At 48.1% G+C, this 12,599-nt stretch carries 10 protein-coding genes; 3 read left to right on the plus strand and 7 right to left on the minus strand.

Features of this window, described 5'->3' with window-relative positions:
• The first annotated feature begins 97 nt into the window (after positions 1 to 97).
• Genes H7F31_RS25200 through H7F31_RS25210 form a run of 3 tightly spaced genes read left to right on the plus strand, consistent with a single transcriptional unit; the run spans position 98 to position 1,963 of the window.
• Complete coding sequence (locus H7F31_RS25200; protein ID WP_187101036.1) at positions 98 to 952, plus strand: ABC transporter ATP-binding protein; 855 nt, start codon at positions 98 to 100, stop codon at positions 950 to 952.
• Positions 945 to 1,598: an ABC-2 transporter permease gene (locus H7F31_RS25205; protein ID WP_187101037.1), complete on the plus strand. Its 654-nt coding sequence runs from the start codon at positions 945 to 947 to the stop codon at positions 1,596 to 1,598. Before H7F31_RS25200 ends, H7F31_RS25205 begins: the two co-directional genes overlap by 8 nt.
• Positions 1,598 to 1,963 (plus strand): GntR family transcriptional regulator, encoded by a 366-nt coding sequence (locus H7F31_RS25210; protein ID WP_187101038.1) that lies wholly within the window; start codon positions 1,598 to 1,600, stop codon positions 1,961 to 1,963. The genes H7F31_RS25205 and H7F31_RS25210 overlap by 1 nt, the downstream gene beginning before the upstream one ends.
• Before the next feature lie 197 nt (positions 1,964 to 2,160).
• On the opposite strand, the gene H7F31_RS25215 is transcribed toward H7F31_RS25210, so the two are convergent.
• From H7F31_RS25215 to H7F31_RS25245, 7 genes are all read right to left on the minus strand, one after another.
• Positions 2,161 to 2,727, minus strand: coding sequence for an SDR family NAD(P)-dependent oxidoreductase (locus tag H7F31_RS25215; RefSeq protein WP_187101039.1), 567 nt, complete (start codon positions 2,725 to 2,727; stop codon positions 2,161 to 2,163).
• Positions 2,728 to 2,906: 179 nt separating this feature from the next.
• On the minus strand, positions 2,907 to 5,216 hold the full coding sequence (locus tag H7F31_RS25220; RefSeq protein ID WP_187101040.1) for a helix-turn-helix domain-containing protein: 2,310 nt from the start codon (positions 5,214 to 5,216) through the stop codon (positions 2,907 to 2,909).
• Positions 5,217 to 5,562: 346 nt separating this feature from the next.
• Entirely contained in the window at positions 5,563 to 7,056 is a 1,494-nt protein-coding gene (locus H7F31_RS25225; protein ID WP_187101041.1) for a sulfatase-like hydrolase/transferase, read from the minus strand.
• Positions 7,057 to 7,108: 52 nt separating this feature from the next.
• A complete protein-coding gene (locus H7F31_RS25230) occupies positions 7,109 to 8,332 on the minus strand; it encodes a TolB-like translocation protein (protein ID WP_187101042.1) in 1,224 nt (407 codons plus the stop codon).
• A gap of 23 nt (positions 8,333 to 8,355) precedes the next feature.
• A complete protein-coding gene (locus tag H7F31_RS25235; protein WP_187101043.1) occupies positions 8,356 to 9,774 on the minus strand; it encodes a sulfatase family protein in 1,419 nt (472 codons plus the stop codon).
• A complete protein-coding gene (locus H7F31_RS25240) occupies positions 9,771 to 11,225 on the minus strand; it encodes an arylsulfatase (protein WP_187101044.1) in 1,455 nt (484 codons plus the stop codon). The genes H7F31_RS25235 and H7F31_RS25240 overlap by 4 nt, the downstream gene beginning before the upstream one ends.
• 12 nt (positions 11,226 to 11,237) lie before the next feature.
• Positions 11,238 to 12,557: a Gfo/Idh/MocA family protein gene (locus tag H7F31_RS25245; RefSeq protein WP_187101045.1), complete on the minus strand. Its 1,320-nt coding sequence runs from the start codon at positions 12,555 to 12,557 to the stop codon at positions 11,238 to 11,240.
• Positions 12,558 to 12,599: the final 42 nt, after the last annotated feature.

A 12,599-nucleotide genomic window follows, 5' to 3' on the forward strand; every position in this document is an offset into this window, starting at 1 on the left:
TCCCGAACGGAACTCGAAATAGGAATTGACACTTGAATTCCCTCAGTGATATATTGTGTATGCACAACATACACAATTTTGAGCGGAGGATAACTTTATGCTTGCATTGGATATCAAAAATTTGAATAAAAAATATGAGCACTTTCAATTGAAAGACGTATCTTTCCAACTGGAAAAAGGATATATTATGGGCTTTATCGGTGCCAATGGCGCGGGTAAAACAACCACCATCAAATCCATTTTGAATCTGAGTCGCATGGATGGCGGCGAAATCAGTATTTTTGGCAAAAACATGGCCGAACACGAAGTCGAATTGAAACAAGAAATCGGCTACGCATTTGGTGACATTAATTTCTATACCCGCAGTAAAATCAAAACGTTAACGAATGTGATCAAACCGTTTTATCGCAATTGGGATGATGGCACCTATTACAAATATCTAAAAAAATTCAACTTGATCGAAGACAAAAAAATAGCCGAACTATCGACCGGAATGAAAGTTAAATACAGCCTAACCCTCGCTTTGTCGCACGGCGCAAAACTTCTTATTCTGGATGAACCAACAAGCGGACTTGATCCGGCTGCCCGAGACAATCTGCTTGATATTTTTCAGGAGCTAGTGCAAGACGGCGAAATCAGCATCCTTTTTTCAACCCATATCACATCCGATTTGGAGAAATGCGCCGATTATATTACCTATATCCACAACGGCCAAATTATCAACAGCGCCGAGAAAGAAGAGTTTGTCGATACGTATCGTTTGCTAAATGGCAAAAAAGAGCAGTTGGATTTGTTCAAAGACCAGCTCATTGCCTACAAAATAAATTCTTTCGGATTCACAGGCTTAATTCATACCAAAGACTTTGATCCGTCTGTAGATATTAAATCCGCCGTGCCCAATTTGGAGGAGATTATGATTTATTTCTCGAGAAAGGAGAATATGCATGTATAACTTATTGAAGAAAGAATTAAAGTTAGGCGTAAATCCGTTTTTTTATGTGCTGCCCTTTTTGACAGGCGCCTTAATGTTGGTTCCGGCATGGCTTTATTTCCTTGTTCTCCTATACTTTTGTTTCATTACGGTACCGAATATGTTAGGGGGATTCAAAAGTCAAAACGATTTAATGTTTACAAGCATGCTGCCAGTAACGAAATCGGACATGGTGAAAGCAAAGGTCTCTTTTATTGTCATTCTGGAATTATTGCATGTGGTTGTCGCCGCTATATATGGCCTGATTAGCGTTCGCTTATATCCGAATCTGATCTACTATTTCTATGAGCCATCCTTTGGTTTCTGGGGGTTATGTTTCGTCATGCTGGCAATCTTTAATATCATTTTAATCCCTATGTATTACAAGACGGCGTATAAATACGGCGCGGCAACGGTTGCATCGATTACAGCCGCTATCCTGTTTGCCGGAGGCGCAGAATGGCTTGGCATACAGAATTCGTTTGTGTCTGATCTATTTAAGGGAGCCGGCGCCGACAATTTAGCTGTTCAACTCACCATCTTGCTTATTGGCATTGCGATTTTTGCAATATTTACGATAATGGCTTATTCTATAGCCAACAAAAGGTTTGAGAAAGTGGATATATAATGAACATTGCGATTTCGAACACATCCGAGAAACCCATCTATCAACAGCTATTCGAACAAATCAGCGCTCAAATTCTTAAAGGCGAACTTGGAGGCGGATATAGCTTGCCGCCTATCCGACAAGCGGCCACGGAGCTTCGGGTTAGCATCATTACCGTGAAAAAGGCTTGGGAAGAGCTCGAACGATGCGGTTTAATTTATACCGTTACCGGCAAAGGATGTTTTGTCACCGAGCTCTCGCCCGATGAGATGCTTCAAAAACGTAATAAAACGATCCTGGAGCAGATGATGATCGACACTTCCTATTACAAATCCTTTGGCCTCACGATAGAAGAAGTTTTTGAGCTGTTAAAAAAAGTTTATTAAACTGCTGAGACAAGCAACGCAAGAAGAATACATGGTCCCCAGGCGAGGAAACAGCGTGGAAAATGATCGGAATCGAAACGGCAAGAAAGCTTCGGTTGCATCGGAACATCGGAAAATGAGCGAGACAACAAAAGTTCCGAGCCGTATGCGAACGGCCTCAACGACTGTGTCAGGCGATGCTTACGGCATCTTTAATCTCAAGTACATCTGGACGAACACGGACCTTGAGCCCGCTCCGGAAGCAGAATGGCGCTCATTCGAAAGTGGTGACGAGATTGAACAGTTGACCGAAGAGGAATGGTTTTTGCATGTTCAGGGCTCCCTGTTGGATCGAGCAGCCACCTGGCATTCCGGGCGCTTCCGGGTCGACAATACACAGCCGACGCTGAACGTAGAGATGACGACTGGTCACTGATCGGCGCGAAGTTAATCTCCGTTTCCTCCTTGATTTTGTTGTCCGTATCCAGTGCCTTCCAATCGTTGAAATCGTAGTTGTATTGAATTCCCACATTGTTGATCAGCACGCTTAGATCGGGATGCTCTTCGCTCAGCCACTTCACAAGCCTGTTCATATCCCCTTCCTCACTGATGTCGCACCGAATGACATGCACTTCCGGATAACGCGACATTACCTCGGACAACTTGCTTTCGCTGCGGCCTGCGACGATCACCTTGTTTCCATGCCTCACGAATTGCTCGGTCAAAGCCAATCCGATTCCCGAAGCGCCGCCGGTAATGAATACGGTATGTCCTGATGGATTCATAATAACATCCCCCTTCTTACGTAAAGTTTAGAATATAAAAAGGAAGCTTTCCTTAACCTAGGTTTATTTTCGCCATTTTTTCAAAAGAAATGGAGGCATTCAAAAATGCCTCCGCCTTTAGGAGCTTGGCCGTAAATAATCTTCGTTCAAGCCGGATTGACACGGCTATGAATTACTTCTCACCCTGACTCGGTTTCTCTGTACTTCCCGGCCGTAATTCCTTGATACTTTTTAAATATCCGATTAAATGTAGTGAACTCGGTATAACCGACCTTTAAAGCAATATCTGCAATGGAAAGAGATTCACCCAGCAGCAATGCCTTCGCTTGTCTGATGCGGTACAAGTTTATATATTCAAGCAGGGACTCCCCGGTCTCCTCACGGAATCGTTTGGACAGATAGGAGGGTGTCATCTCAAACCATTGCCCGATGGCCGAAATGTTCAAATCCGGGTTATGGTAATTTTGATGTACATAATCCTTGACCTTTTTGCCAAAGTGATTAGAATTCAGCTCTCGTTGTGCCTGGATGTGATTCGTTACCTCTTGCAAAATGACCAATAAATGTTCCCGCATTTCCTGAATGGTCTTGCAGTTCATCAACCTCTCCAGCGGCTTGTTCATCTCGTCGATCCCTTGAAAATGATTCAGTTCATCTATCGTCTTCAATATTGTGCTGATAATGTCGAACATGAGACATCTGGACAACATAACAGTGACCGAATCGGCAGCTAAGTGCTGATTAAGGATGTTGTCGATTACTGTTCGAGCTTGCTGGAAATCACCGGATTTAACAAAATTGATTAGCTGCTGCTCCACGTGCAAGGGGTAATAATATCCTCGATGGCTAACTTCCTCGCTCGGAATATCCGTATAGCTGATCATCTCTCCGCTGCCCATCACCAGCTTGTACTCCATCGCTTCCAGCGCTTCTTGATACGCTTGCGGAAGTTTCCAAACATCTTCATGAATATCGCTTAAAGATACGGTTAACTTTACTTCCAAGCTATCATATATAAACTTTTTGGCTAATTGAGCAACTCTGGTAAGTTCCTTCGCCGTGAGGGAGTTTCCATTGATGATGCAGACAAGAAAATCATCTGCCTCGAACATGTACGCTTGATTGCTTTCGCTAGCCAGCTCTACCATTACGTTGGTAATAAAAAAATGGAGCAGCTTCTCATGGTCATAACTTTTTTCAGGTTCGTCGGTAGCCAGCTTCCCCCAATTCTCCGTTTGAACAACGACAACAGCGAACTTTGCGTCAATAAATTGGATTTCGTAAGCAGCCAGCCTCTCATGCAAAGGGAGTGTTGCTCCCAGCTTCCCCTTGACTAGAGAAGCAAGAAATTGGTTACGCAGGGCGTTCCCCTGCTGCTTCAGTTGCACCATCGTTTTTTCCGTCGATTCCAGGCTCTGATACAGCGTCTTAGCGATGAACTGATATTCATTAATCGATCCGTCCATCTTTGTGCCGGATTTAGTTGCAAGATTGCGAATGAGTGCTTGAATAGGATTGTAATTCCGACGCAACACGAACGCAGTGACCAGCGCACCCGCAACCAGACAGAGCAAGATGTAAATCCCGATAAGACGCTTCACGCTCCAGACGCTTTCCATATAAACGCTCGAGGGCGTCACCGAAATGTATTTCCATCCCGTCACATTGGAGGTCGTGTATCGAACTGTCAGTCTCTGCCCTTCTATCTCAACATCCTGCATCCCATCTGTTAATGTCAATGGGTTCATATGAGGCACGCTGTTGGCCGCAGCTTTGCTTGTAGATGCAATAACCTTGCCGCTCATATCTTGAATGACAAAATAGCTGTCTTTGTGTAATTGGATTCGCTCTGCATGCGGCAACAGCTTGTCACTCTTCACTGTAAACATGATGTAAGCACCATCGCTGCCTAGGCCTTTCATATAAGGGGTTCTAATATGCATGATCTGGGCTTCATCACTTGGATCGGACATATCCTTCACCAGAAAAAATCCCTTTATAAATCTGCTGTCCAGTATTTTGCTCCATGATTGATGGAGAGAAATAGGCTGGTACATTTTCTCGAACTGCCCTACCAATATTCGACTGTCGTTGGTAATTACCGTTCCACTTTTATCATAATAGAGGATGATTTTATCAATATATTCGTTGGTAAGCTTAAAGTTGTTCAAAATGAGGGTAAGCTGGCGCGCGTCATAATGATAATCATCGGAGCCCTGATCCTTGATTTCTTTATTGGCAAAAGAAATAATTTCGTTGTTCAGCGATAATTCCAGTCCAAGTCGCTCCAAATCTCTCATGCGACTGTCTGTCAATTCCCTCATTTGTGAAATCAGCTTCTCATTCGACAAATCAATTTCCTGCTCTACAATATGCAAAGTTTGCCAATAAAAAACGATTCCCAAAAGAACCGGAACAAGGAAAATGAATAGATACGAAATCAGCCACTTCGTCCAGATGGAATTCGTTCTCGTGATTTTCTTCAGCAATACGGTTGGCCTCCTCTATCGTCTCCCGGCAGACACACTGGATATGGCAGCAGTAAGAGAAATTGTCCATGAATCAGCTTTACTTGTCAACATCATAAAAGGAAAGCTAGATTCCCCGGCATAAGAGAATACAGCTCCCAAGGTGCGCCGACTGCAGCTCCGGAGATGCCGGATATGGCGAAATCTTTATCGATAAGCCCTTCCTAATTAAATGATGCGCTTTCATTATCCTATAATTTTGGCTTTTACGTATACTGCTAAAACGTAAACTTGACTTATAAAAGCGAAAAAGCAACGATAAAACGACCATTACCCAAACATGAGGATAATGGTCGCAGTTCGTTTATCAGTGTAAACCTCGAGGGTTGTTGTGCGAATTGAGATGCGCGCGTTCGAACTCGGATAGCTCAGGCACTAGCTGCCGGGGCCGTAAAACGCCATCATTGACGGCCGGATCGGATAACCGCGCCCCCAACTTGAACGCCAGCCGATTTCTCCACTCCTCTATGGGCGCTAACGGATCCCGAGATCGATCATGCAGCTCCTGCGGATCGTCCTCGATATGAAAGAGCAATTCCTCGCTTTCTTCTTCGAACCAAATATACTTCCAAATGCCGTCTGTCACCATGAGGGAACGTTTGCCAATAGGACCGAACTCGCCGAGCACCGTCTCTCGCACACGATCCGTCTTGGGCTGGAGTACGGCTCCTAATAAGCTCGTTCCATCCAGATCGTCAGGTACAGGCAGTCCCGCAATGGCAAGACATGTCGGTAGAATATCTTGCAGGCCAACCGGCGAATGATTCACCTGTCCCGGAAGCCATCCCGATTTCAGAATGGATTCCGCATCTATTTTGGCGGGCGGTGTTACAATAAGCGGGATCTGGCAAGCTCCGCTCGTGAAGTTGGCTTTGAACCATAGACCATGATCCCCCATATTGTCGCCATGATCCGATGTGAAGAGAAACCATGTGTTCTCGAGCATCCCCTCCTCCCGGAGGGTACCGATGATTCGGTTGATCGCACGGTCTACTTGCGTGATCGAAGCATAGAATCCCCGATAGGCGTTGTCGATTTGTTTCGGTGTCTTCGACTTCCCTTGATGCCTGGCGACCATTCTTTGGTGATAAAGCGTATGTTTGTCGACCCAGTCTCCCCGAACAGGCTGCGGCATCTCGTCCCTCTCATAGAGGTATAGATCACGCATTAATGGGGTAAGAGGGGGGTGAGGCGCCGTAAAGGAAGCCCACAGAAATAACGGACGGGTCCAGTCCCGCCGCTTGATCGTTCTGCAGCTGTTGTCTGCAGTCCATTCCGTCGGATGCAAGTTGTCTGGCAGATGCCAAGGCGACATGGCATATTCATTGTTGGCAATGCCGTGGCCAAAGGCCTGTCCCGGGTACCCCTGATCGGCAACCCATTGCTCGTAATCATCATACCCTCGTTGTTTCCCGCCTGCTCCCAGCATGCGGCCTTCCTCGCAGAGCAGCATGCTGTCGAATCCATAATGACATCGCTCCGGGTAAACGTGCATTTTGCCTACCACTCTCGTTTCATAGCCGGCATCGCTTAGCAACTTAGGCAATGTGTTGGTCGTAGGAAGCGCATACCCCTCCTTGTAGGTCGTTAATCCAAGCCGATGACCCTCCAGTCCCGTCATGATCGTTGCCCTTGCCGGGATGCACACCGGCGTCAACGAGTAAGCTTGATCGAATCGTACGCCGCTTCGTGCCAAATAATCGATATGCGGCGTCTGGATCAGTGTGTTCCCCGCGCACCCCATCAAATCTCCTCGCATCTGATCTGTCGTAATCAGCACAATATGAGGTTGGTTAGCCACAGGACATTCCTCCTTTCGTTCGCAGCTCGTAGCCCGCTCCTATCTTCTATGGTCATAGATGACCCACTTCGGCTATCAAGACCTGTCTTCTTCCTTCCGGCGTGCCGTTGAAGCATATGTATTTGTTGTCTTCGCTCCAAACGGGATGGGGATCGCAGCGTAAACTGCCATGTATCTCTGTACCCCCAAGCGTCCATATATCAACTAATCGGCGTTCTGATCCATCTATTGTATCGATCAATCGAATGGGCACTTCAAATCGTTCATTCACAAACTCTTTTTCCGTTGTATACGCGTCCGTCAGGATGTACCGTCCATCATTCGAGAAGCTTGGATGACCGCCGCCAGTTGCAAACGGAGCTGCCAGTCTGAAAGATTGTCCATCCTCCGCAAATAGGCAAAAGCGCAGCCTATTTAATTGAATATTCATCAGAATCTCTTTTCCGTTCGTATGCCAGTCCGGATGATGAGATCCATCCAGCCAGAACTCGTATGGTAACGACAGCTTGGCGTCGGACCCATCCATGTTCATCGTGATAATAAAGCGCAGCTCTCTTCTTTCATCATCAAACAGGCAGCGAACGACCTGCATGAGCCGCGTCTGCTGCGGATTGATCTTTACATGGAAAAAGGTAAATCGTGCCCCTTCTACATCCCTCTTATCCGGGAGAAGATCAAGCGCTTGCTTGTAACTGAACACTAGCTCTCTGCAATTGGTTCCAACATCGGTTCTCCACAGTCCATCTTCTTCGGATGCGCCGATCGGGGGCGGACAACTGTATTCGGGTGCCAATGTTGCGCCATAGCCCATCTGGGCATAATTGATAACAGAAAGATTTGGACTGTAGATGTAGCGGCCATCCTTTGACGCCTGATAGACGGATCCGGCTATTCGCACCTTCTCTCCCGTATGCGGATTCAGTTTGTAGGCAAAGACGCGGTCCGCCTCTTTATCGTTGAAGAAAAGCTCATCATCGCTCCCTCCCCAGCACAGATGCGCACCGACTTGAATCCCCCAACCGGTTGTCTTGCAGAGCTCAACGATCGACTGTTCCTGTAAGTCAATCATACAGACGGTTGACTCGTCATCGGGTCCCGGTAATTTATCCTGGAACGGTAGTTTAAGTACCGCTAAATATCGACCGGAAGGGCTCCATGGTTTCACATCGAAGAAATTGTGAATGTAGTAGCCGTCATCGGGCGTTACAATTTGGACGGGAAGCATCCCCTTGTTATAAGTGCGGAACCTGTAGTGCTTAACAAGTCCAATGGTCATCGGTTAAACCTCCATTTGTATAACTACTTGACTGAAGACGCAAGATCTATAGCTTCAGCCTTAAGGCTGAGTCTCATCTCAACTTCCATTCCGCTCTTGGCCAGCGAATACGGTTTAATGCGTTTCGCTACGGGACCGCCGCCTCGCTGAGATTCTTCCATCATCTGTAAATCCATCAAGTCGGCCCGCCAGGTCAGTAGCGCTACAAGCAACTCTTGCTTGACGCGATCATACTGCGGATCATCGTATAGATTATTTCGCTCCGAGGAATCGTTTAATCGGTCGTATAGCCTGCCGGTTTGTTCTTCGACGTAATATTCCAGCTTCCAGCGCCGCGTCGCAATAGCTGCCGATTTATACAGTGTTCCGACGGCGCACCGACGGGGCGAATCCAAGCCTTGCATCAGCGGCGTAAACAAATCGAGACCTTGCACGTAACGGGAGTAGGTGCCTGCGGCTGCCAGAATGGTCGCGGCAATGTCTGTCCAGATCGCAAAATCGCACACTTTTCCGCTTGGCAGCGTTCCGGGCATACTCATGATGAACGGAACGCGCCATGTGGCATCCAAGTAATTGTGCTTATCGTCAAAACCGTGATCGAACAGCTGGGTGCCGTGATCGGAAGTGAATAGGATAAGCGTGTTTTCTCTCAAGCCGGTCTGATCTAAATAGTCGAGCAATCTTCCGATTTGAGCGTCAATGAATGCGGTCATCCCGTAATACAGCCTTCGTTTTTGCTCCATCTCTTGCAACGCTTCCGGGGTCGCCAGACGGGCTTCAAGCTCGGTCTCCTTGCCGATGAATCCAAGCAATCTTCGTGCATGCAGAGGGAGATTCTCCAAATCGCCTGGTTGGTAATCGATTGGCGGCAGCGGCGTGGCGTCAAACAAGGTGGCCCAATCACCTGGAGGGTCCAATGGCGAATGAGGACTCAGCAGCGAGCAGAACGTAAAGAACGGACCCTCTCCCGCTTGTCGGCAGGCTTCCATTTCCTCGATGGCGGTATCGATCAAATAAGCGTCTAAATGCAGATGATCCGGAATGGATCCTAGACCTGAAAGCGAGGCCGCGGACTTTTCACCTTTGACTTCGCGTACAATATCGAATGAAGCCGGCTGCTCGCCGAAGTGTGTTTTGCCGACCATGATGTTTACGTATCCTTGTTCTCGCAATAGATCGGGAAAGGTTGAATGTCCGCTTTTCCGATCGATCCCGTTCTCGATACAGCCGTGAATCGGCGTATGAAGACCCGTCATCAGGCTGCTGCGTGCCGGAGAGCAGACCGGAGAAGCTGTATGCGCATTGTTAAACAACACCCCCTCGCTTGCCAACCGATCCAGATGAGGTGAAATGGCAAATGTCGAACCCATGCATCGAAGCGTGTCGCAACGTTGGGTGTCCGTTGTTAGGAGTAATATATTGGGCTTTTCCTTCTTATTCACCTTATACACATCCCTTCGTACTTCGGTGAAACAATCGGCGGTTTGCCCGCCTGACAGACGAGTGCGCCATTGTCCGTTAAACCCGCATTCCGTTCGGCCAACACCGCAACCAGCTTGTCTCGCCAGCGATTCAGCCCGGTTAAATAAGCTTCGTTATTGGCCAAATCCATACATTCGCCAGGATCTGAGGCCATATCGAACAGCTGCTCTGTGCCTAGTCGAGGAAACCAGATGTATTTCCATCGACCGTCTGTCAAATATTGCATCTCCTGCAGCTCCGAATAGCAAGTGCAATGCTCCCCATGCACGAACTCCCGCCAAGAGGTAGACTTTCCCCGGATAAGCGGCAGCAGGCTCCGCCCATCCACGGAATCGGGAACGGGGACCCTTGCCACATCGAGAATGGTCGGCATAATGTCCTGCAAACATACAGGGGCATTGCTTCGTTCGACCAGGGCGCCCCCCATTGCTTTCGGCAGCTTTACAATGAGCGGGATATGAGCCGATCCTTCATAGGCATAGGTTTTACGCCACAGATGGTGATCGCCCATCATATCGCCGTGGTCCGAGGTGAACAAGATAAGCGTATGGTCGAGCTGACCGATTTTCTTCAAGTACATCAGCAGACGGCCGATTTGCAAATCAATATGATGGATGTTGCCATAATAGCCAATCCGCGCTCTACGAATTTCCTCATCGCTCCGCTTGCCTCGCCAGGCTTCCGGACTGGCAGCGTCCTTCTCTACATGATGCATAGCGGACCATTCTCCGATAAGCGGCTTCGGGATATCCTTTTTCTCATAGATGTCGTAGTAAAAGGCAGGGGCATCATACGGTGAATGCGGACGCGCAAACGACATTTTCAAGAAGAAGGGTTTGCCTGGATCCCGATTTTGTATAAAACGGATCGATTCATTGACGGTCCAGTTGGTCGGATGAAGAAATTCCGGAGCATGGTAGGGCCGAGCCATCCATGAGTTCCAATCGATACCGTGATCGGTGAATCCATAATCGCCTGTTTTGTTTTGCTCAAACCATCTTCGATAGTCGGATACAAAGCCTGGCTCGTCCTCTCTTCCCGATTCGTCCAACACGGTATGATGGAAGCCGAATAATGACCGCTGCGGGTGAAAATGCATTTTACCGACGCCTTGAGTGTGGTAACCCGCCCTTGCCAATTGCTCCGGCAGCGTATTCTCCAGACCTTTCATCGGCCCTTGACCTCGACCCATCCCAAGAATTCCGGTATTCCATGGATCCATCCCCGTCATTAATGAAGCTCTTGCCGGCGTGCAGGAAGGCGTTGACGAGTATGCGCTTGTGAACACTGTTCCTTCCGAAGCAAGCCAATCCAAATTCGCGGTTTCTATCGCTTTGTTTCCATAGCAGCCCAGGGTGTCCCAACGCTGCTGGTCCGTCATAATGAGCAGTACATTCGGTGGCTTTAACATCTTTCTTCCCCCTTATACTCGCTGCAATTCAACGGTCCTTTGCTCCAGTCGCGACTGATCGGCTGCGAATCCGATCAAATGCCCATGAAGCGACTTCTCCAGAGATGTGGAGGAGATCGAAGGCGCGGCTCCCTTTAATACTTTCACGAAATCGGCGACCAGACGTAAATCTCCTCCGCCATGCATATCCTCAGTCACCCCAACTTCAATCCGTTGCTCCGAATAGATATGGCCTTTACGGGCATCGGGATGCCAGACGAAATAGGCGCCTTCCTCCATTTCCCCTTGAATTTCGCCTTTCGTCCCTATAATATGGATGGTTCGGCCGCGCCTGGAGGTGCCCCCTGTCATAATATGCGTTCCCGTGCTGCCATCGGCAAACTCTACGATTACCGTCTGATGATCAACCACATCGTTATCGCAATGCCAGACGCAGCGACCGTACGGGCTGTCCGTTCGCAGCAATTCCGCCAATTCCTCATCGCTCAATGTAACGCCTAAGTGAGTATTATAGGTGACATATGCACCCCACAAGCGCTGATCAATGTAATGCTTCCGTGCGGAATAAGGGCATGACTCCTCAATTGAACAGTCGACCAGGCAACGCGTGCCCGCCCCCAAAGGCGCTTTCTCAGGTCGGAACTGCAGCAAACTTCCGAAGCTGCTTACTTTTACCGGCTGAATGTCCCCTTTCATCCAAGCCATTACGTCCAGGTCATGGCAGCTTTTTGCCATGAGCATGGAGGAGCCTCCTTTATCCAAACGTCCCCATTTCCCCCTGACATAGGCCATAGCCATATGGTGATAAGTGACGTTCTCCTCTGTCGTTATACTGACAATATCGCCAATGACGCCATCTGCAATTGTTTGACGAATCGATTCGTAGAAAGGTGCATAGCGCAGCACGTGACAAATCATGACTTTCCTGCCCAGGCGTTCCGCTTCTTGATACAATTCCAAAACTTCATCCGCGCTGACGCCGATCGGCTTCTCCAGCATGATGTCATAACCAGCCCTGAGCAACGGAATCGTAGTAGAGACGTGCAAATGATCCATCGTACCGTTAATTACGGCATCCGCGAGCTTTGGCTTAGCGATAAGCTCTTCTATATCGGCAAAACAGCATTCATCCTGTAATTCGAATTTCTCCTTGGTTAGAGCTCTGCGCTCTCCATCCGGATCGACGACCCCGACAATTTGCATATGCTCGGGGTGCTTCTTTGCATAAGACGCATATATCAGACTCCGATGACCGGCTCCCACGATAACGACTGTAACAGGTCTTCCATCGCTATTCCCATTATTAGGGCTTATTAATGCTTGGCTGTCCATGCTTTCCTCCAAATAAATAGAATAGAATCGCGTGCTTGTTCA

Source organism: Paenibacillus sp. PAMC21692, assembly GCF_014303795.1.
In the GTDB taxonomy this organism is placed as follows: Bacteria; Bacillota; Bacilli; order Paenibacillales; family Paenibacillaceae; genus Pristimantibacillus; species Pristimantibacillus agaridevorans.